Genomic DNA, 19,819 nt, shown 5'->3' with positions numbered 1-19,819 from the left:
CCTGGATACCGTCACGCTATGACGAGCAGCGGAATTCGAACATCGAAGTGAAGAACACTGCGCAGATTGTTCGTTAAATGCGCGCGATGTGTTCTTTCGTGCGTTCGATGAGGGCTCCATCCCGGTCGATAGGCTGTTCCCATGCCTGATCGCTTTCTCGTCAGCGCGGTCGGTGCCGTCGTCGATGTCGATGTCTCGAGTCGTGATGCGGAGTTCCGGATCCGTGCCCATGAGGCATGGGCGGATGCCTGGTACGAGGGAGCTCGGACGCCGGACGTGATCGTCGCGGTGCGTGACGGACTCGAAGACGACGCAGCGCTCTCGATGCTCTCGACCGACGTGACGATCGCCGCCCTCGCGCACCGTCGCGCCGATCCGGTGTGGATGCTGCACGCGGCCGGCCTCGCCGACGAGAGCGGTCGCGTCGTCGTGCTCAGCGCGCCGTCGGGCACAGGCAAGACCACGGCTGCACGGCACCTGTCCCGGCGGTACGCGTATGTGAGCGACGAGACGATCGCGATCGCCCCCGACGGCGGTGTCGAACCGTATCGGAAGCCGCTGTCGATCATCGAGGCGCACTCGACCCATAAGGCGCAGGTGGCGCTGTCGAGTCTCGACGGAGGGCGTCCGCTCCCGTTCCCGCTGCGCGTCGCGAAGATCGTCGTGATCGATCGGTCAGCCGACGGCCCTGAGCAGCCGTCGCTCGAGGAGCTCGACGTCGCGGAGGCCCTCGAACTGCTCGGACCCCAGACCAGCTACCTGTGCGACGGAGAGGCCCCGCTGCAGCGGATCGCGGCCCTTCTCGAGGCCACCGGCGGCGCCGTGCGGCTGCGGTACCGCGAGGTCGCCGATATCGATCCGATCATCGAGCGTCTGCTGCGCACCGAGCTCCGCCCGGTGGACGCGGTCTCACCCCGTCCGACGGCATCCGATGCCGCGCCGACGCGCACCGACGCGTTCGCGCGCGCTGCGACGGCCGACGAGCTCGGCCTCGACGGTCGCATCGCGATCCTGCAGCGGACGCCGACGGGAGGACAGGTCCACGTGCTCGACGGCATCGGGCCGTCCCTGTGGGCGGCGGCGCACGACCACACCCTCACGGAGATCGTCGAGGCGGTCGTCACCGCGCACGGCGAGCCTGAGACCGGTGACGCGCGCTCGATCGTGCAGGCAGCTCTCCAGGAGCTGGTCGAGGACGGGCTCCTGCAGGCGCCGACGACTCAGACCTGAGCGGCGCCGCGACGGCGCACGCCCGGCTCCGGGGTCTCCGCTTCGGTGTCCTCTTCCTTCTGCGCATACCGCTCGTACGCGCCGTAGTACTCGCGGCCGTAGTACGCCGACTCGGCGCCCTTGCGGGGGACGCGGTTCAGGACGACGCCGAGCACACGACCCGTCGTGCGGGTGATGTTCTCGATGGCGCGCTGCAGCATGTCGAAGGTGGTCTTCCCCGACGACACGACGATCAGCACGCCGTCCGCGCCGGCGGCGAGCACGGCGGCATCCGTCACCGGCAGCACCGGAGGGGAGTCGAGGATCACGATCGCGGACTTGCTGATCTCCGCCAGGAAGTCGCGCATGCGGTGCGAGCCGAGCAGCTCGCTCGGGTTCGGCGGGATGCGCCCCGCCCCCACGACGGCCAGCGGCACGTCGCGCGACGGGCGGTGCGCGACATCCTGCAGGTCGGCACGCCCGGCGAGAACGTCGGTGAGGCCGACATCCTTGGACATCCCGAAGATGTCGGCGATGACCGGGCGACGCAGATCGCAGTCGATGAGGATCGCCCACTGGCCCGCGGCGGCGAGGCTCGAGGCGAGGTTGACCGACACGGTCGACTTGCCGTCGCCGGGCACCGAGCTGGTGACGACGATGACGCGCGGCGGATTGTCGACGTCGATGAACTGCAGATTCGTGCGCAGCTCGCGCATCGACTCGATCGTGTGGTGCGAGACGCCGTGCTGCGACTCCAGCGAGAAGTCGATCACCTGGCGCTCGTCGGACATCGACTTCTCGAGCGGGAGCGTGCCGATGACCGAGACGCCGGTCTCGCGCTCGATGTCGCGCGGGTGGCGGACCCGACGGTCGACCGTGTGGCGCACGAACGCGTACACGAGCCCGAGGGCGAGGCCGACGAGGGCGCCGATGATGAGGTTCAGGCGGGTGTTCGGAGACGAGGGCGCAGAGGGGAGTCGCGCGGAATCGCCCACCATGAGCGAGATCGCCGCGGGGGACGTCGTCGTCCCTCCCTCGAGCTTCTCGATCTCGATCGCCATGCCGTCGAGCCAGGCCTGAGCGAGCGCCTGCGCGGACTCGGGCGTCGAACCCGTCGCGGTCACCTTCAGGGCCGTCGTGTCGACGGGGTTCGTCACCGTGACGTGGTTGACGAGGACGTCGGGGGAGGTGTCGAGGTCGAGCTCGTCGATCGCGTGCTCGGCGACGGCGCGCCACGAGCCCAGGTTCAGGTACGACTTCACCCGGCTCTGGGCGAGCTGGTTGCCCACGAGGGCGCTGCCGCTCGTGCCGTCGCCGCCGACCGCGGTGACGATGCCGGTCGTGTCGGCCGAGTACACGCGAGGCTGGATGGCGCTCCACCCGAAGGCCGCGGCGGCTCCGATGATCGTGGCGACGATGATCACGATCCAGTGCGCGCGCAGAATGCGCACGTAGTCTCTGAGTTCCAACTCTTTATCCCCTCATGCATCCCGTGGGGAACTCGGGATGCAGATACGACATCGAGCATACGGTGAACCACCGCCTGCCGTGGGAAAGACGAGGCTCAGCCGAGTGCCGCGCGCACGATCCGCTCGACCTCGTCGAGCGCCGGAACCAGTTGAGCGGCGGAGCGAGCATACGTCTCGCTGGAGCGTCGGTAGGGGTCGACCACGTCGTCGTCCTCGGCGGCCGACGGCGTCAGGCCGCGCTGGTCGGCGACGGCGCGGAGCACGGCGGCGAACCGATCCTGCGGCGATCCGCCGGCGGCATCCGCTGCGCGGCGCGCGTCTTCCGTGCTCAGGGTCGAGGCGAGGCGGGCGAACTCGCGGACCGTGAACGTGCGGCGCAGCCGATTGGGCATCATCTTGACCACGTGCGACCGGTGCTCGCGGGCCATCGCGAGGACGAGGTCGGCGTCGCCGATGATCGGCTCGACGAGATAGCGGGCCTGGTGAGCGGCGGCGACCTGCGCATCCGCACCGGCCTTCAGCGCGAGGTCGAGGGCGGGCTCGGGCATGCCGTGGCCGACCAGGGCGTGCGTCCCGGCGCTGTGCACGCGGACGCCCAGCGGCTCGAGCCTGCCGCGCAGCAGCACCTCGGCCAGAGGGGAGCGGCAGATGTTCCCCGTGCAGACGGTGAGGATCGTGAGGCTCGCGCTCGGCTGCTCGGCGGGCGGCGGGCCCCCGAGGAAGTCGGGCATGACCGGCGCTTCCGCCGGGGGAGCCTCGGCCGCGGCGGCGGGCGCCTGGGATTCACGCCACTCCCGGCGGCTCATGCCGGCGGGCGGACCGTCCTGAGAATGCGCGTTCACGCCGTCAGCCTACGCGCAGGAGACGGTCGGCCGACGCCCGCGAGAGACAGGATGATCGTCACGATCAGCGCGCCGATCAGCGTGCCCGTGGTGTTCGCGATCACGTCCGACAGCGTCGGGAACCGCGAGGGCATCACCCCCTGCACGGTCTCGATGAGCACGCTCATCAGCGCGCCGATCAGCACGGTCTGCCACAGCCGCAGGCGCGGCCAGGCCAGTGCGAGGAGCAGGCCGACGGGCACGAAGAGCGCCACGTTGGCGAGGATCTCCAGCACGAAGGCGCTCCGCGAGTACGACGCGATCCCGGCATCCGCGACCCAGGTGGCGACGATGCCGACGAGACCCGTGACCTTGGCCGAGACCGTCGCGGGCAGCCATACCGTGAAGCCCACGAAGAGCAGGTAGCCGACCAGCAGCGCCCGCGCCACGACGGCGCCGGTGCGGGCGCGGACGACGGCGGGAGCGGACATGCCGCCATGCTAGCCACCGCAGCCGACCCCGGTTCTCAGCTTCGGGTGCCGCTCCAGTTCAGCTGCTCGATATAGCGCAGCAGCACGCCCTCGCGCAGCGCCCACGGCGACACCTCGAGCTCCTCGATGTCGAGCACGGTCATCGCCGCATGCAGCGAGACCGCCGCGGCGACGATCTGGAACGTGCGGTCCGGCGTGATCCCGGGGAGCTCCTGACGAGCGGATGCCGGGAGCCGCGCGAGACGCGGGATCCAGGAGCCGAGCGAAGCGCGGGGGAGCAGCATCCGATCGGTCCCCGACCAGCCGGGTGCCGGGTATCCGACGAGCCGGGCGAGCGAGCGGATCGCCTTCGACGAGCCGACGACGTGATCGGGACGCGGGAGCGCGAGGAACTGCGGCAGCACGGCGGCGAGCGTCTTCTTCGCGTGCGCTCGCAGCCGTTCGACGTCTTCCTCGCCGGGCGGGTCGTTCGGCAGGAACTGCACGGTCATTCGTCCGGCGCCCAGGGGGACGGATGCCGCGGCATCCGGCATCTCCTCGGCACCCGCCGCGATCTCGAGCGAGCCGCCGCCGATGTCGAGGAGCAGCAGCTGCCCCGCCGACCACCCGAACCAGCGGCGCACCGCGAGGAAGGTCAGCTCGGCCTCGGTCTCGCCGTCGAGCACCTGGAGCGGCTGCCCGAGGGCGGCCTCGATGCGGGCGATCACGTCGACGCCGTTCTGCGCGTCGCGCACGGCGCTCGTCGCGGTCGCCAGGAGCTCGTCGACCTTCTCGCTGTCGGCGACCCTGCGCGCCTGCGCGACCGCCTCCTCGAGCGCGACGACCCCTTCCTCGGAGATCGCACCCTCCGGTGTGAGGTAGCGCATGAGGCGCAGCACCGTCCGGTCGCTCGTCTTCGCGAGCGGGCGACCGCCGGGGCGGACGTCGGCGGCGAGCATGTGAACGGTGTTGGAACCGATGTCGAGGACTCCCAGGCGCACGGGAAGAGACTACTCGTGCCCCGATACGATGGAACAGTGACCACCGTCGACTCCGCGCAGCCGCTGTCTCCGTATCGTGAGATCGGTCGCGCGGAATGGGCGCGTCTGGCCGCCGACCTCGATCAGCCGCTCAGCGAGACCGAGGTCGTCGAGGTCCGCGGCATCGGCGACAGGCTGAGCATGACCGAGGTCCGCGAGGTCTACCTGCCGCTCAGCCGCCTGCTCAGCCTCTACGCCACGTCGACCAAGCGCCTCGGAGCGGCGACCTCGTCGTTCCTGCAGGAGGACGACACGACGACGCCGTTCGTCGTCGGCGTCGCCGGCTCGGTCGCCGTCGGCAAGTCCACGATCGCCCGACTGCTGCGCGAGCTCATGAGCCGCTGGCCCGGCACGCCCCGGGTCGAGCTCGTCACGACCGACGGCTTCCTCTACCCGAACGCCGAGCTCGAGCGCCGGGGTCTGATGGAGCGCAAGGGCTTCCCGGAGTCGTACGACCGACGCTCCCTCATCGAGTTCCTCACCGAGGTGAAGAGCGGGGCCCCCGAGGTGCGCGCTCCCTTCTACTCGCACATGCGGTACGACATCGTCCCCGACGCGCATGTCGTCGTACGGCGGCCCGACGTCGTGATCGTCGAGGGGCTGAACGTGCTGCAGCCGCCGCCCGCGCCGAACGACGTCGCGGTCAGCGATCTGTTCGACTTCTCGATCTTCGTCGACGCCGACACCTCGCACATCGAGAAGTGGTACGTCGACCGCTTCCTCGCGCTGCGGCAGGGCGCGTTCAGCAATCCGTCGTCGTACTTCAACGTCTTCGCGCACCTCACCGACGAGGAGGCGATCACGACGGCGCTCGGCTACTGGAACGAGATCAACATGCCGAACCTCGTCGAGAACGTGATGCCCACCAAGCACCGCGCGCGTCTGGTCCTGAACAAGGGCGCCGACCACACGGTCGAATCCGTCCTGCTCCGCAAGCTCTGACTTTCCACGGGAGCGGCCCCGGCTATTGTTCGGACGACTCGCAAAAGTTGCCGCTTATCTTTGAAGCATGTGTGGAATCGTCGGATACGTGGGCCCGCGCCCCAGCCAGGACATCCTTCTCGCCGGCCTCGCCCGCCTCGAGTACCGCGGATATGACTCCGCCGGCGTCGCCGTCATCGACGGAGACGGCGCGCTCGGGATGCGCAAGAAGGCGGGCAAGCTCGCCGTGCTGCGCGACTCGCTCGCCGATGCACCCCTCTCGGACGGCTCGACCGGCATCGGCCACACCCGCTGGGCGACGCACGGCGGCCCGACCGACGTCAACGCGCACCCGCACCTCGCCGACGACGACAAGCTCGCCGTCATCCACAACGGCATCATCGAGAACTTCTCGGCGCTGCGCGAGGAGCTCCTCGCCGACGGCGTCGTGTTCCGCAGCGAGACCGACACCGAGGTGGCTGCAGCCCTCCTCGGCCGCGAGTACGCCGGCAACGGCGGCGACCTGCAGCTCGCGTTCCGCAGCGTCGTGAACCGCCTCGAGGGCGCGTTCACCCTGCTCGCGATGCACGAGGACCACCCGGGCCTCGTGGTCGGCGCTCGCCGTAACTCCCCGCTCGTCATCGGCCTGGGGGAGGGCGAGAACTTCCTCGGCTCCGACGTCGCCGCGTTCATCGAGCACACCCGCAAGGCGCTCGCGATCGGGCAGGATCAGATCGTCTCGATCACCCCGGATGCCGTCACCGTCACCGACTTCTTCGGAGCGCCGGTCCAGGCCGAGCCGTTCGATGTCTCCTGGGACGCCGCCGCCGCCGAGAAGGGCGGATGGTCGAGCTTCATGGCCAAGGAGGTCGCGGAGCAGCCCGAGGCCGTCGCGAACACGATCCGCGGCCGCATCCAGGACGGCCAGGTCGTCATCCCCGAGCTCGACGGGCTCGACGAGCTCTTCACCGGCATCAACCGCGTGATCATCACGGCCTGCGGCACGGCATCCTACGCAGCGCTCGTCGGCAAGTACGCGATCGAGCAGTGGGCGCGCGTCGCGGTCGACGTCGAGCTCGCGCACGAGTTCCGCTACCGCGACCCGGTGATCGGCGCCGACACGCTCGTCGTCTCGATCAGCCAGTCGGGCGAGACCATGGACACGCTCATGGCCGTCAAGTACGCCCGCGAGCGCGGTGCCCGCACCCTCTCGATCTGCAACACGCAGGGCGCGACCATCCCGCGCGAGTCGGATGCCGTCGTCTACACGCACGCCGGTCCCGAGGTCGCCGTGGCGTCGACCAAGGCGTTCTCGGCGCAGATCACCGCGCTCCTGCTGCTCGGCCTGCACATGGGTCGCGTCCGTGGAACGGTCTCCGACGCGTCGGCAGACGTCGCAGAGCTCGCCGCTCTGCCCGAGAAGGTCGCCCGCGTGCTCGAGAGCGAGCAGGAGCACGTCACGCAGCTCGCCGGGTGGATGGCCGACACCCGCTCCGTGCTGTTCCTCGGCCGCCACGTCGGCTACCCGATCGCGCTCGAGGGAGCTCTCAAGCTCAAGGAGATCTCGTACATCCACGCCGAGGGCTTCGCCGCCGGTGAGCTCAAGCACGGTCCGATCGCGCTCATCGAGCCCGGCCAGCCGGTGTTCGTGCTCGTGCCGTCGCCGCGTCACTCGGCGCTCGTGCACTCCAAGGTGGTCTCGAACATCCAGGAGATCCGCGCCCGCGGCGCCCGGGTCATCGTGATCGCCGAAGAGGGCGACGCCGCGGTGCTGCCCTTCGCCGACGAGGTCATCCACATCCCGCTCGCGGGCCCGATGTTCGAGCCGCTGCTCGCGGTCGTGCCGCTGCAGATCTTCGCCATGGCGCTCGCCACGGCCAAGGGCCTCGACGTCGACCAGCCGCGCAACCTCGCGAAGTCCGTCACGGTCGAGTAGGCCCTCTCGGCGGTCTGCGCGTCGCGCGCTTCGCAGTCCCTGCACTTTGCAGGTCGAAAATACATCTGCAGGTCGGATCGGGCTGATTCGACCTGCAGATGTATTCTCAGCCTGCGATCCGACTCCGACTCCGCTTCACCCTCGGGATCGTCCGAGCGCGGGAAGGATCGCGGCGAGGACCGTCGGCCAGTCGTGCACGATCATGGCGTAATCGAATCGCAGGGTCTCGAATCCGAGGGCGGATGCCGCGGCATCCCTTCGCAGATCGTCATGCCGCTTGGCGTGCGTGTGGTTCTCCCTGCCGTCGGCCTCGAGGATGATCCGCCCGGCCACGACGAAGTCGACGCGGCCCACGCCGGGGATCGAGACCTGACAGTCCAGGCGGATGCCGTGCAGATGCAGCCGCAGTCTGAGCAGGGATTCGAGCCCGCTCTCGGCATCCGGCCGCGCGAGATCGAGCAACCAGCCGGCCGCTCGGGGCAGTTCGCGGCGGATCCGTGCGCGGTCGTGGGCGCCGATGAGGCGCTTGTTCCAGGCTGACTCATACGCGGCGAAGAAGGCCTCTTCATCGAGGCAGCGGTAGGCGTGGATCAGGCAGACCACGACGGGGGCGAGTCCGAGCCCCGCGGAGCCGGGCGAGTAGTGGGTGGTGCACGAGCATCCCTCGTGGGAGTGCGGACGGCCGCTCCGTCCCATCCAGACGTGAACCTCGTGGTTCGGCGCGGGGAGCATCCAGACACCGTGGGCGCGCAGCGCCGCAGCGCAGGTGAGGCTGCCCCCGTGTGCGGCGGCCGCCAGGACTCCGGCATCCGTCTTCGGCAGAGCGAAGACCCCCTGTCGCACACGCCGGATCTCGCCGGCATCCGCCGCGGCCGCGATCCTCGTGCGCGAGCATCCGTAATCCTGGAGTGTGGTTCCCCGTGCGACGCCGCCGAAGCGGGCGAGGAGATAGGCCGGATCCATCATGTCCCGAGCCTCCGACACTCCGGCCGTGCCGCAGTCCGGAAGGAGGGGATTGTGGATGGATATCGGCGCGGCGACGGCTGTGCAGTATTCGTCGTCGGCCGTCTGCAGGTCGAGATCACACGTGCAGGTCGGATAGGCCCGATTCGACCTGCAGATGTGATCCTGACCGACGAACTGCCGAACCCCATCGAACCGGCGGCCAACCGCCACGGCTCGGTAGGCTGAACGGGTGATCATCGGGACCGGCATCGACCTCGTGGACATCCCGCGGTTCGAACGGACCATGGAGCGGACGCCACGTCTGCGCGAGCGACTCTTCGCGCCGTCGGAGCGGGCCCTCCGTCTTCCCTCCCTCGCCGCGCGCTACGCCGCGAAGGAAGCGCTGATCAAGGCGCTGGGCGGCTCGGACGGCGTGCACTGGACCGAGATCGAGATCGCCTCGGAGTCCTCGGGCAAGCCGCACTTCGTCCTCTCGGGTTCGACGGCCGCCGTCGTCGAGGAGCGCGGCATCCTCGCGCTCCACCTCACCCTCACCCACGACGCCGGTCTCGCCGCTGCGTTCGTCGTCGCCGAAGGAGCGCCACTGTGACCGTCCCGTTCCGCGAAGCGACCATCGACCTCGATGCGATCGCCGACAACGTGCGGCACTTCCGTCGACTCACCGGCGTCGAGATCATCGCCGTCGTGAAGGCGAATGCCTACGGCCACGGTGCGGCAGCCACCGCCGTCGCCGCCCTGTCCGCCGGCGCCACCCGCATCGGCGTCGCCGAGATCCCCGAGGCGCTGGAGCTGCGCCGGCAGGGCGTGCACGCCCCGATCATGGCGTGGCTGCATGCGCCGGGGGAGCGGTTCGAGCGCGCCGCCGCCGAGAACATCGAGCTCGGGATCTCCTCCTTCGATCAGCTCGAGGCCGCGGCGGCCGCGGCGAGCGTCGACCGACCTGTCGGCGTGCACCTGAAGTTCGAGACCGGACTCTCGCGCAACGGCATCGCCCCGGCGGACTGGGCGCGCGTGCTCGCGGAGGCGGCACGGCTCGAGCGGATCGGACGTCTGCGCATCGTCGGCCTGTTCAGCCACCTCTCGAACACCTCGCCCGAGGACGACAGGGCGGCCCTCGCACGATTCGAGGAAGGCGTCGCCGCTGCGGCGTCCTTCGGCATCCGTCCGGAGATCCGGCACATCGCGGCCACCGCGGCGGCCATCGACCTGCCCGAGATGCGCCTCGACGCGGTCCGCATCGGCATCGGGCTGTACGGACTCTCGCCGTTCGACGATCGCCGCTCCGCCGAACTGGGGCTGCGCCCCGCGATGACCCTGCGCGGATCGATCGCGGCCGTGCGCCGAGTGAGTGCCGGTTCCGGCGTCTCGTACGGCTACGACCACCGCACCGACCGCGACACCACGCTGGTGCTCGTCCCGCTGGGGTACGCCGACGGCGTCCCCCGCAGCGGTTCCGGCAGGCTCCCGGTGTCGATCGCCGGGCGGCGCTTCCTGAACGTCGGGCGCGTCGCGATGGACCAGTTCGTCGTCGACGTCGGCGACACCCCGGTCTCGATCGGCGACGAGGTGGTGCTGTTCGGCGACCCCACACTCGGCGTGCCGTCGGCCGCGGAGTGGGCGGATGCCGCGGGCACGATCAACTACGAGATCGTCACGCGCATCGGCCATCGGGTGCCCCGGCGGGCATCATGAGCGTCGACACCGCGTTCCTCGGGCGCCGGGAGATCGCCACCTCGGAGGAGATGGAGCAGCTCGGCCTGCGCATCGGCGAGCAGCTCGCGGCGGGAGATCTGCTCATCCTTACCGGTCCGCTCGGCGCGGGGAAGACGACGTTCACGCGTGGACTCGCGGAGGGCCTCGGCGTGCGCGGACCCGTGCAGAGCCCGACCTTCGTGATCGCGCGCACGCATCCGTCCCTCGTCGGGCGGGCACCGCTCGTGCACGTCGACGCGTACCGCCTCGGCTCCGCCGCCGAGCTCGACGACCTCGATCTCGATCTCGCGCGGTCGGTGGTCGTGATCGAGTGGGGCCGCGGGATGGCCGAGGAGCTCGCGGATTCGTGGTGGGACATCGAGCTCGAGCGCCCGGTGGGCGGCGGGGACATCGACCCGTCGGAGCTGGATGCCGACGCCCCGCGGGTCGTCACGATCCGCAAGGAGGCGGCATCATGAGCGAGCGAAGCATCGGCGCTCTCGTGGCCGTGATCATCGAGGATGATGCCGATGTGAGGTCGCTGCTCGACGAGGTGTTCCGCGCTGCCGGCTTCCGGACCGTCCTGACCGGCTCGGGCCTGGAGGGCATCGCCGCGATCGAGGAGCACGCTCCCGTCATCACGACGCTCGACATCAACCTTCCGGGGATCGACGGCTTCGAGGTCGCCCGCAGGATCCGTCGGATCAGTTCGACGTTCATCATCATGCTGTCCGCGCTGGCGGACGAGTCGGATGTCGTGCTCGGGCTGACCTCCGGCGCGGACGAGTACCTGGTCAAGCCGTTCCGGCCGCGCGAGCTCCGGGCGAGGATCGAGGCGCTTCTCCGCCGTCCGCGCAGCGAGGACCCGCGCAGCGTGCCGGCGGCCCGCACCGTGGCGGACACTCCACCGGCACCGAGCGCCGACGCGACGGTGCTGACGTGGCGGGGGATGGTGCACCGCGACCTCAGCCTCGACCTCGACACCAGGATCGTCCTGGCGGGTCAGCGGCGGATCGACCTCACCCCGACCGAGTTCGAGCTGCTCGCGGCGCTTCTCACGGCGCAGCGGAGGGTGTGCAGCAAGGCCGAGCTGGCTCTCGGACTGCGCGGCGTGCCTCCCGGGGTGTCCGGTCATGTCAGCGAGCCCGACAAGCGCGCCATCGAGACGCACATCGCGAACCTGCGACGCAAGATCGGCGACAGCTCCGCGGAGCCGCGATACGTGGAGACGGTGCGTGGCGTGGGCTACCGTCTCACCCCCGCGGACGACGACACGCGGTAGGTCTGCTGGTGAGGCCGCGGCTCCCCAGCCGCGGCCCCGACGCCTGCGAATCCCCTAACTCGCGCGGCCCAGCGCCTGCGAATCCCCAGTCGCAGAGTCAGCCCCCACTCAGGATGTTAGAGCCGGGAGGCCGCCTGAAGAGCGCAGTGACCCGATCTTTGAGTAATCTTGCGTGAAAGCTGAGGATCGACCGGAGGGCGGGCGAGGATGATCCGCACGGTCTCGATCTGGCGATGGCAGCTGGTGTTCACAGCCAGCATCGTGGCGATCGTCGTCATGATCACCGCATTCACGCCGGAGACGCTGGGAATCCCGCTGTTCATCGCGGCGCTGGCCCTCGTCGTCGTCACGACGCTGCTGGCCTTCGTCATGCCATGGCACCGGCTCCCGCGCCGGGCGGTGGCCGTCCTTCCGCTGCTCGACGCGCTCGCCGTCGGGTTCGCCACGAGTGCACCCGACATCCGGCTCGGACTGCTCTGGGTCTTCCCCGTCACGTGGCTCGCCACGTACTTCACGATGCCCTGGGTGCTCGCAGGGGTGGCCTTCTGCGGGGTCTGCCTCGTGCTCTTCGCCGAGCGCACGGGGGATACCGCCGATCTGCTGCTGCGCGTCCTCACCGTCATCATCACGCTGAGCTTCCTCGGCGTCACGGTGCGCATCGGCTCGCAGCGGGCACGGGCCGCACGACGCCTTCTCGAGCGGCGTTCGGAGCAGGTGAACCGCGCGGCCGAACGGGCTGAGACCAACCAGCGCCGGGTCACCCAGATCATCGACGCGCTGGGCGTTGCTCTCGTCGTCGTCGCCGCGGACGGGCGGATCCTCCAGATGAACGACGCCTACCGCGCGTTGTACGGCCGAGGCCGCTTCGGCGAGACGCTCGCGTCGGCCGCGGTCGAGTACGACCGGCGGCGCGGTGCCGCCGTGCCGCCGGGCCGCACGACCCTGGCGCGCGCCGCGAACGGCGAGCGCCTGCACGACGAGCGGGTCTGGCTCTTCGACAGCGAGGGGCACTGGCGCGCCCTTCAGGTGAGCACGCAGCCGATCGCCGCCGCGGCGGAAGGCGCGCACGTCACGCTGGTGGTGATCGACGACGTCACCGAGCTGCTGGAGGCGGCCGAGGAGCGCCGCGCGCTGGCGGCCGTGGTCTCGCACGAGCTGCGCAATCCGCTCACGGCCATCATCGGACATGTCGATCTGCTGCTGGAGCGCGACGATCTCGCTCCACAGGTCACCGCGCAGCTGGAGGTCATCGCGAACGCGGGTGAGCGGATGGAGGGTCTCGTGGCGAGCACGTTGGAGACGACGAAGAGCGCGCCGGCGGAGCCGTTCGAACCCGTCGATCTGCGCGAGGTCGTCGAGGCGTCGGCGGCGTCATATGCGCCCCTCATCTCCGGCAATCGCCAGGAGCTCGGGATCAGCGGTGCGGAGAGCCTCGTCATCTACGGCGACGCGTTCCGGCTGCGGCAGGTGCTCGACAACCTGCTCAGCAACGCGGTCAAGTACACGCCGGCCGGCGGCCGAATCGACGTCCGCCTCGGCACGGCGGCCGATGGGCAGGCCGAAGTGGTCATCAGCGACACCGGAACGGGCATCGCCGCCGATGAGCTGCCGCGCCTGTTCGACCCGTACTTCCGCACCGACCGCGCCGTCCTGGCGGGTATCGCGGGCACCGGGCTCGGCATGGGCATCGCCCGGGGCATCATCGAGGCACATGAAGGAAGCATCGGCGTGGAGAGCGGAGTCGGCGCCGGCACGACCGTCACCCTGCGTTTTCCGCAGCGGCGAGTGAAAGAGGTCCTGGAATGATCGTGCCCGCCCATGTGCCCGTGCACGTCGACATCACGACCAGCATGGTCGCCGTCGTGACGGTCCTGGCCGCCCTGGTCTTCACCCTCGCGACGCTGGCGCGTCCCAGCAGGGCGACCGTCACCTGGGGGGCCGCGTTCGGGCTCGGCGTGCTCGGCGCATATCTCTGGCTCGCCGGGAACCAGACGTCGGACCCCCTGATGAGAGCCGCCGCGTCGGGCCTCCTGCTGTGCTTCGAGCCGCTCGTCTGGATCGGGCTGCGGATGCATCTGCGCCGGCGGGTCGTCGGGTGGCCCGTGGCGGTCTACCTGGCGATCGTCCCGTCGCTGCTGGTGCTGACGGCGAAGACGCCGGTGTATCTGCTCACCTTCCACACCGTGTTCGTCGTGAGCGGCGTCTTCGCCGCCTTCGTCGGCTACGAGCTGCTGCGCCGGCAGCCGGGCCCGCGCGACATCCTCCTCCCGCTCGCCCTGGCCTCGTGCGCGTTCATCGTGGTCGCGGTCACCGCAGCCGTGGCGGCCGCCATGAACCAGGGGGTGAGCACCGATGAGCAGCTCAGCACGCTGCGCGGGATGAACGCGGTGGGAACGCTCGTGCTGAGCACGTGCGCCGCCTTCACCCTGGTGCTGATGGTCAGGGCGGAGGCGACACCGCCCTCCGCGATCGAGGCCGCGATCGAGCGCGCCCGGTGGCGGCTGCAGAAGGCCGGCGCCCAGAACGAGCAGGTGTGGTCGCTCCTCGACGTGCGCCTGGACGACCCCGCCGATCTGCGTGAGGCATCGACAGGCTCCACCTTCGCGATGATCGCCGACCGGTTCCACGACGACATCCAGGACGCGCTTCCCGCTGCCGCAGACGCCATCCGCATCGACGACACCCGGGCGATCGTCATCATCCGAGGGAGCGAGGAAGCGGTCCGGTTCCACATGCGCGATATCCTCACCCGCATCTCGACCATCGAGCGGGGCGACCCCATCGACGGCATCCGGGCGTCGGCGAGCATCGGCTGGGCGACGGTCGCCTCCACCGGATACGACTACGACGAGCTCGCCGCCGCGGCGGGAGCGGCGGCGGTCCGCGCCCGTGCGGCAGGCGGAGACCGATGGAAGCTGTCGACCTCGTCGGATGCGCCCGCCGCAGAGGTCGAGGCGCCGACGAGCGTGCCCCCGGCGGGCCGGACTACCCTGGAGAGGTGATCCTCGCCGTCGACACCTCCCTGGGCACCGCCGTCGCCCTCATCGACGCCGACGGGACCCGGCGCGCCGAGGCGGCGACCGTCGATCCTCTCGGTCACGCCGAGGTCATCGGCGTCCTGCTCGCCCAGGTGCTCGCCGAGGCCGGCCCCGGGGACATCACGCATGTCGTCGCAGGCATGGGCCCCGGCCCCTTCACCGGCCTGCGCATCGGCATCGCCGCCGCCCGCGCGTTCGCGCTCGGCCGGCGCATCCCCGTGGTGTCCGTGCCCAGCCACCTCGGAGCCGCGCTGACCGCTCTCGAGACCGAGTCCGGCCCCTTCGCGATCGTCACCGATGCCCGCCGCCGCGAAGTCGCGATCACGGTGTTCGACGGAGCGGATGCCGACGGCATCCCGCGCGTCGTCGCCGAGACCGTCCTCGTCAAGGCCGTCGATGCCGACGCGCACCTCGCAGGCATCCGCCGTGTCGACGTCTCGACGCTCTCCGGTGCCGACCTCGCACGCGTGGGTGCCCGCGCGCTCGCCGCCGGGCGCTCGCTCGCGGGTGACGAGCCCCTCTACATGCGCCATCCCGACGTCACCCTGCCCGGGGCACCCAAGAAGGTCCGGTCATGACGCTCCGCCCCGCGATCCCTGCCGACCTGGACGCCATCATGCTGATCGAGAACCGCTCGTTCCCGACGGACGCGTGGAGCGCCGACACCATGGCCGCCGAGCTCGCCAGTCCGCACGGACAGTACCTGATCGACGAGCACGACGGCGTCGTCATCGGCTACGGCGGCATCCGTGCGCTGCAGGGGAGCGCGGATGCCGACGTCCAGACCATCGCCCTCCTCGCCGAGCATCGCGGCGAGGGACGGGGACGCGCTCTGCTGCGTGCCCTGCTGGCGGCTGCACGGGAGCGCGGTGCGCGCGAGGTCTTCCTCGAGGTGCGTGCGGACAACCCTGCGGCGGCCGGCCTCTATCTCGCGGAGCACTTCGAGGAGATCGGCAGACGTCCTCGTTACTATCAGCCGGACGACGTGGACGCCATCGTCATGCGACGCGACCTGCGCCGGCATCCGCTGTCCGCCGATGAGCCGCAGGAGGCGAACGCATGAGTGAGCCTCTGGTGCTCGGCATCGAGACGAGCTGCGACGAGACCGGTATCGGCATCGTCCGCGGGCGCACCCTGCTCTCCAGCACGATCGCCTCGAGCATGGACGAGCACGCGCGCTTCGGCGGCGTCGTTCCCGAGGTCGCCGCCCGGGCGCACCTCGAGGCGCTGCAGCCCTCCATCGACGCGGCCCTGGCCGAGGCCGGGGTGACGCTCGACGACCTCGATGCGGTCGCGGTCACCAGCGGGCCGGGCCTCGCGGGCGCGCTCATGGTCGGCGTCGGTGCGGCGAAGGGCCTCGCTGTGTCGCTGGGCAAGCCGCTGTATGCCGTCAATCACCTCGTCGGCCACATCGCCGCCGACATCCTGACCCCCGACTCCGAACCGCTGGAGTACCCGACCATCGCACTGCTGGTCTCCGGCGGGCACACCTCGCTGCTGCACGTGCGCGACCTCACGACCGACGTCGAGCTGCTCGGCGAGACCATGGACGATGCCGCCGGAGAGGCCTTCGACAAGGTGGCCAGACTCCTCTCGCTGCCGTATCCCGGCGGGCCGGAGATCGACCGCGCGGCCCTCGACGGCGACCCCGACGCGATCCGCTTCCCGCGGGGGCTCTCCCGCGCATCCGATCTGGCGAAGCACCGCTACGACTTCTCCTTCTCGGGGCTGAAGACCGCCGTCGCCCGCTGGGTGGAGGGCTTCGAGGCCGACGAGGCGAACCGGGGCGCGGCCATCCCGGTCGCCGATGTCGCCGCGAGCTTCCGCGAAGCGGTCGTCGACGTGCTGGTGACGAAGGCCCTCGCCGCCTGCGCGGATCTCGGTGTTCCCCGGCTGCTGCTCGGCGGCGGGGTCATCGCGAACAGGCGCCTGCGCGAGGTCGCCCTCGCGCGTGCCGAGGCGGCCGGCGTGACCGTGCGGATCCCGCCCCTCTCGCTGTGCACGGACAACGGCGCGATGATCGCGGCACTGGCCGCCGAGCTGATCTCCTCGGGGCGCGGACCGTCGACCCTCGCGTTCGGGGCGGACTCCACGCTCCCGGTGACGGAGATCCAGGTCGCGGAGGCGGTTCCGGCATGAGCGATCTCCCGCGCACCCCCGACGCCGAGGGGACCGCACCGGCCCCGCGTCCGAGCATCGAGCGCCCCAGCGGCGAGGTCGAGCGGCCGGCGGGTGCGACCAGGATTCCCGGTGCACGCCGGGACGGGTACGCCAAGCTCCCCACCGGGCCGGTCGGCATCGAGCCCGTGGTCGTGAGCGGGCCCGACCTCGACGCCGTCGACGACACCGAGTGGGAGCCCACGACGGACACCGCCGTGATCGACGACACCCGGCTGGCGCCGTGGGCGCTCCTCGCCGCCATCGTCGCGCTGGGCGCATCCTTCTTCGTCGGCTGGGGCATCCCGGTGGCGGTCGTCTCGGTCATCGCCGCGATCATGTCGCTGCGTCGGCCGGTCGAGAGCCGCGCGATCGCCCGCTGGGCGCTGGTGCTCGGCCTCTGCGCGACGGTCTACAGCCTGGGCTGGCTCGTCTGGGCCGGTATGCAGTTCGAGCGGCTCGGATAGCCGGATGCTGGACGCCGACGAGCTCGCGGAGATGCGTGCACTGCAGGCGCGGGCATACGGGCGCGACGGCGGGCTCTCGCACGCCGAGGCCGCGCGACTGCGCGGCCTGCAGGAAGGCGGGGTCGAGCGTGGGGTGTCGAGCGTCGCACCGGAGAGCGGGCGGACAGCCGTCGACGCCCGCGCCGCGGGCAGCATCACCGAGAGCCGCGTCACGGGAGCCGTCGAGCCGGCGGAACCCGCCTCCGCCGCGACCTCCCCGGCCGTCCGGGAGCCGGTCGATGAGGCTCCGGCATCCGCTCCCGCTCCGCTGCGCCCGCCCGCGCGGTGGATCGCGCTCGCGGCCGTGGTCGTGCTCCTGTGCGGCGTCGGGATCGGATGGCTCCTGTTCGGCCAGAGCCGTGCCGCGGCGGTCGCCCTCACCGCCGAGCAGCAGGAGTGGCAGAACGCGCTGACCGCCGAGGGCGACTACGACCCGTCGTCGATCCGCGCCCTGGCCGTGAAGGAGGGCGTGGTCGTCTGGACCGCGACGAAGGAGGAGCGCCGGCGCACCTGCCTGATCCTCGGTGACGGCGAGAGCACCTCACCGATCTGCCAGCTCACCGAGATGGTCGCCGAGTCCGGCATGTACGGGTCGCTCATCGTCGACTCCGTCGGCGTCACGCAGCGCGAAGTCTCCGCCCAGCTGCTGTTCGCCGCATCGGGGGAACCCGCCGTCGCCGTCAGCAGCTACGACTACAGCTCGGGATCCGCCGGCATGATCTACGCGAACGAGAACGAGACGCGCATCGCGGAGAAGCTCGCCGACGAGGGGTTCGACCCGCGTTCGATCTGGGTGGCCGGCTACGACGGCGATGTGCCGATCTGGAGCGCGATGCAGCTCGACTCGCCGGGGGCATGTCTCATCTACGACGGCTCCCTCTCTCCGTCTCCGATGGTGTGCGCCGACCCGCAGACCATCGTGGAACAGGGCGCGGGGCTCGTCCTGAACGTCGTCGATCCGCAGACGGGCACGACGACCACCTTCGAGTTCTCGCCGCACGGACCGTCAGCCCTCGTGATCACCCGGGAGCGGGGTGAGGTCGGTGCCGGGGGAGACTGACGCCGAGGAGCGGGGGAGACTGCAGCGGAAGGCCTACGGGCGCGCCGGCGGACTGACGGATGCCGAGGCGCGACGGCTGCGCGAGCTCGAGGACGCGCGGCCGGCGCTGATGCTCTCGACGACGCCGCCGGTGCCGGCACGCGCGGCCGAGCCGCCGACGCTCATCGATCGCGAGCACGTGCCGCAGGGCACAGCTGCGACGGCTTCGCTCGGGGCCGCCGTGCCGCCCGGCGCCGAGGCGCAGGAACCGTTCGCGGGCACCGACGGCCCCGCCGCCGAGACGGGAAGCTCCATCGAGACGGGAAGCACCGCCGAGACGGGAGGCGAGCGGCGGCGCAGCGCGTGGCTCGCGGTTCCTCGACGCCGGTGGGGGCTGGTGGCCGCGGCCTCGGCGCTGCTGTTCGCGATCGGCGTGGGCGCGGGCTGGGCGCTCTTCGCTCAGCGCCCCGAGGTCATCCCTCTCACCGAGGAGCAGCAGCAGCGGCGACTCGAACTGTACGAGCAGGGCGAATACGATCCGGGCACGCTGCGCGCGGTCGGGCAGGACGACGACGCCCTGGTCTGGTACGGCACGAGAGAGGACGGACGACTGATCTGCGTGGTGATGGACGTGCAGGAGGCGTCGTCCGACTCCTGCGAGGACCGCGACGCCGTCGGTCCGTTCGGATTGTCGACGTTCGTGATGGTGCCGGACACCGTCGATGCGGATGCCGATCCCGCCGTCGCCTCGGGCACCAGCGTGAACGTCTACATGATGTTCTCCACGACGGGCGAGCCCATGGTCTCGATCCAGCGGTGGACGCCGAACCTCACGATGGTGAACCAGTTCCAGGGCGACGAACGCGCCAGGGCGACGGAGCTGTTCGAGCAGGGGTTCTCGATGGGTCTGTCGCTGGTCGGCTACTTCCAGGACGAGCCGGTGTGGCTGGGGTCCCGGTTCGCCGACGGCGATGACGCGACCTCGTTCGAGCAGTGCATGATCATCGACGCCCCGAAGGAGCGCCCGGTGTGCAGCACGAACTTCGACCTGCCCGGTGCGGGGCTCTTCGCGGTGGTCGACGGGGTCGACGGCGGGGTCCCCGTCTCCTGGACGATCGGCGTGCAGAACACGCAGAACCAGACGCCGTTCCTCACCATCACGAGGGACTCCTCGTTCACGTCGCCCTCTTCCCCCGGCGACACGGTCCGCATCGAGTCCCCTCCGGGCGATCCGATCCGCGTCGAGGCTCCGCCGGACGATCCCGGCGAGTGA

The 19,819-nt window shown here is 70.7% G+C and carries 20 protein-coding genes; 15 read left to right on the top strand and 5 right to left on the bottom strand.

The window, feature by feature from the left end; genetic code table 11:
• Positions 1-141: 141 nt before the first annotated feature.
• Positions 142-1,230 carry a hypothetical protein gene (locus tag LBN7_RS04070; protein ID WP_407361019.1) on the top strand — a complete coding sequence of 363 codons (1,089 nt, stop codon included), beginning with the start codon at positions 142-144 and terminating at the stop codon, positions 1,228-1,230.
• On the opposite strand, the gene LBN7_RS04065 is transcribed toward LBN7_RS04070, so the two are convergent.
• The 4 genes from LBN7_RS04065 to LBN7_RS04050 form a co-directional block, all read right to left on the bottom strand.
• Positions 1,221-2,678: a polysaccharide biosynthesis tyrosine autokinase gene (locus tag LBN7_RS04065; protein ID WP_116634550.1), complete on the bottom strand. Its 1,458-nt coding sequence runs from the start codon at positions 2,676-2,678 to the stop codon at positions 1,221-1,223. The two genes, LBN7_RS04070 and LBN7_RS04065, sit on opposite strands and share 10 nt — an antisense overlap.
• Before the next feature lie 95 nt (positions 2,679-2,773).
• The gene (locus tag LBN7_RS04060) at positions 2,774-3,520 is read right to left on the bottom strand and encodes a low molecular weight phosphatase family protein (RefSeq protein WP_407361018.1); all 747 of its coding nucleotides are present in this window, start codon (positions 3,518-3,520) and stop codon (positions 2,774-2,776) included.
• Positions 3,517-3,990 (bottom strand): VanZ family protein, encoded by a 474-nt coding sequence (locus LBN7_RS04055; RefSeq protein WP_116634551.1) that lies wholly within the window; start codon positions 3,988-3,990, stop codon positions 3,517-3,519. Before LBN7_RS04055 ends, LBN7_RS04060 begins: the two co-directional genes overlap by 4 nt.
• A gap of 35 nt (positions 3,991-4,025) precedes the next feature.
• On the bottom strand, positions 4,026-4,970 hold the full coding sequence (locus LBN7_RS04050) for a Ppx/GppA phosphatase family protein (protein WP_116634552.1): 945 nt from the start codon (positions 4,968-4,970) through the stop codon (positions 4,026-4,028).
• 36 nt (positions 4,971-5,006) lie between these two features.
• On the opposite strand from LBN7_RS04050, the gene coaA reads away from it, so the two are divergent.
• The gene (coaA, locus tag LBN7_RS04045; protein WP_407361017.1) at positions 5,007-5,951 is read left to right on the top strand and encodes a type I pantothenate kinase; all 945 of its coding nucleotides are present in this window, start codon (positions 5,007-5,009) and stop codon (positions 5,949-5,951) included.
• A gap of 67 nt (positions 5,952-6,018) precedes the next feature.
• Complete coding sequence (gene glmS / locus LBN7_RS04040; RefSeq protein ID WP_341946122.1) at positions 6,019-7,866, top strand: glutamine--fructose-6-phosphate transaminase (isomerizing); 1,848 nt, start codon at positions 6,019-6,021, stop codon at positions 7,864-7,866.
• A gap of 135 nt (positions 7,867-8,001) precedes the next feature.
• Here the strand turns inward: glmS and LBN7_RS04035 are convergent, their stop codons facing one another.
• On the bottom strand, positions 8,002-8,832 hold the full coding sequence (locus tag LBN7_RS04035) for a DUF559 domain-containing protein (RefSeq protein ID WP_407361016.1): 831 nt from the start codon (positions 8,830-8,832) through the stop codon (positions 8,002-8,004).
• Positions 8,833-9,061: 229 nt separating this feature from the next.
• On the opposite strand from LBN7_RS04035, the gene LBN7_RS04030 reads away from it, so the two are divergent.
• From LBN7_RS04030 to LBN7_RS03975, 12 genes are all read left to right on the top strand, one after another.
• Entirely contained in the window at positions 9,062-9,421 is a 360-nt protein-coding gene (locus tag LBN7_RS04030) for a holo-ACP synthase (RefSeq protein ID WP_407361015.1), read from the top strand.
• Positions 9,418-10,524: an alanine racemase gene (alr, locus tag LBN7_RS04025; protein WP_341946117.1), complete on the top strand. Its 1,107-nt coding sequence runs from the start codon at positions 9,418-9,420 to the stop codon at positions 10,522-10,524. Before LBN7_RS04030 ends, alr begins: the two co-directional genes overlap by 4 nt.
• On the top strand, positions 10,521-11,003 hold the full coding sequence (gene tsaE / locus LBN7_RS04020) for a tRNA (adenosine(37)-N6)-threonylcarbamoyltransferase complex ATPase subunit type 1 TsaE (protein ID WP_341946115.1): 483 nt from the start codon (positions 10,521-10,523) through the stop codon (positions 11,001-11,003). The genes alr and tsaE overlap by 4 nt, the downstream gene beginning before the upstream one ends.
• Complete coding sequence (locus LBN7_RS04015; protein WP_407361014.1) at positions 11,000-11,806, top strand: response regulator transcription factor; 807 nt, start codon at positions 11,000-11,002, stop codon at positions 11,804-11,806. The genes tsaE and LBN7_RS04015 overlap by 4 nt, the downstream gene beginning before the upstream one ends.
• Positions 11,807-12,013: 207 nt before the next feature.
• Complete coding sequence (locus LBN7_RS04010; protein ID WP_407361013.1) at positions 12,014-13,612, top strand: ATP-binding protein; 1,599 nt, start codon at positions 12,014-12,016, stop codon at positions 13,610-13,612.
• Complete coding sequence (locus LBN7_RS04005) at positions 13,609-14,808, top strand: hypothetical protein (RefSeq protein ID WP_407361012.1); 1,200 nt, start codon at positions 13,609-13,611, stop codon at positions 14,806-14,808. Before LBN7_RS04010 ends, LBN7_RS04005 begins: the two co-directional genes overlap by 4 nt.
• The gene (gene tsaB, locus LBN7_RS04000) at positions 14,805-15,422 is read left to right on the top strand and encodes a tRNA (adenosine(37)-N6)-threonylcarbamoyltransferase complex dimerization subunit type 1 TsaB (RefSeq protein WP_407361011.1); all 618 of its coding nucleotides are present in this window, start codon (positions 14,805-14,807) and stop codon (positions 15,420-15,422) included. The genes LBN7_RS04005 and tsaB overlap by 4 nt, the downstream gene beginning before the upstream one ends.
• Positions 15,419-15,907, top strand: a complete 489-nt coding sequence (gene rimI, locus LBN7_RS03995; protein ID WP_407361010.1) for a ribosomal protein S18-alanine N-acetyltransferase — start codon at positions 15,419-15,421, stop codon at positions 15,905-15,907. The genes tsaB and rimI overlap by 4 nt, the downstream gene beginning before the upstream one ends.
• Complete coding sequence (gene tsaD, locus LBN7_RS03990; RefSeq protein WP_407361009.1) at positions 15,904-16,983, top strand: tRNA (adenosine(37)-N6)-threonylcarbamoyltransferase complex transferase subunit TsaD; 1,080 nt, start codon at positions 15,904-15,906, stop codon at positions 16,981-16,983. Before rimI ends, tsaD begins: the two co-directional genes overlap by 4 nt.
• Positions 16,980-17,468, top strand: coding sequence for a hypothetical protein (locus LBN7_RS03985; RefSeq protein WP_407361008.1), 489 nt, complete (start codon positions 16,980-16,982; stop codon positions 17,466-17,468). Before tsaD ends, LBN7_RS03985 begins: the two co-directional genes overlap by 4 nt.
• Positions 17,469-17,472: 4 nt before the next feature.
• Positions 17,473-18,567, top strand: a complete 1,095-nt coding sequence (locus LBN7_RS03980; protein WP_407361007.1) for a hypothetical protein — start codon at positions 17,473-17,475, stop codon at positions 18,565-18,567.
• The gene (locus LBN7_RS03975) at positions 18,551-19,819 is read left to right on the top strand and encodes a hypothetical protein (RefSeq protein WP_407361006.1); all 1,269 of its coding nucleotides are present in this window, start codon (positions 18,551-18,553) and stop codon (positions 19,817-19,819) included. Before LBN7_RS03980 ends, LBN7_RS03975 begins: the two co-directional genes overlap by 17 nt.

It is taken from the genome of Microbacterium sp. LBN7 (genome assembly GCF_045690345.1).
Lineage (GTDB): Bacteria > Actinomycetota > Actinomycetes > Actinomycetales > Microbacteriaceae > Microbacterium.
This window is presented reverse-complemented; position numbering and strand designations above follow the sequence as displayed.

What these genes read in the sequence shown, in the direction of transcription:
- LBN7_RS04005 (WP_407361012.1), top strand. Translation starts at nt 13,609, where the DNA reads ATGATCGTGCCCGCCCATGTGCCCGTGCACGTCGACATCACGACCAGC.
- rimI (WP_407361010.1), top strand. Translation starts at nt 15,419, where the DNA reads ATGACGCTCCGCCCCGCGATCCCTGCCGACCTGGACGCCATCATGCTG.
- LBN7_RS04015 (WP_407361014.1), top strand. Translation starts at nt 11,000, where the DNA reads ATGAGCGAGCGAAGCATCGGCGCTCTCGTGGCCGTGATCATCGAGGAT.
- LBN7_RS03985 (WP_407361008.1), top strand. Translation starts at nt 16,980, where the DNA reads ATGAGCGATCTCCCGCGCACCCCCGACGCCGAGGGGACCGCACCGGCC.
- tsaD (WP_407361009.1), top strand. Translation starts at nt 15,904, where the DNA reads ATGAGTGAGCCTCTGGTGCTCGGCATCGAGACGAGCTGCGACGAGACC.
- glmS (WP_341946122.1), top strand. Translation starts at nt 6,019, where the DNA reads ATGTGTGGAATCGTCGGATACGTGGGCCCGCGCCCCAGCCAGGACATC.
- tsaE (WP_341946115.1), top strand. Translation starts at nt 10,521, where the DNA reads ATGAGCGTCGACACCGCGTTCCTCGGGCGCCGGGAGATCGCCACCTCG.
- LBN7_RS04055 (WP_116634551.1), bottom strand. Translation starts at nt 3,990, where the DNA reads ATGTCCGCTCCCGCCGTCGTCCGCGCCCGCACCGGCGCCGTCGTGGCG.
- LBN7_RS04010 (WP_407361013.1), top strand. Translation starts at nt 12,014, where the DNA reads ATGATCCGCACGGTCTCGATCTGGCGATGGCAGCTGGTGTTCACAGCC.
- LBN7_RS03980 (WP_407361007.1), top strand. Translation starts at nt 17,473, where the DNA reads ATGCTGGACGCCGACGAGCTCGCGGAGATGCGTGCACTGCAGGCGCGG.
- LBN7_RS04070 (WP_407361019.1), top strand. Translation starts at nt 142, where the DNA reads ATGCCTGATCGCTTTCTCGTCAGCGCGGTCGGTGCCGTCGTCGATGTC.
- LBN7_RS04035 (WP_407361016.1), bottom strand. Translation starts at nt 8,832, where the DNA reads ATGATGGATCCGGCCTATCTCCTCGCCCGCTTCGGCGGCGTCGCACGG.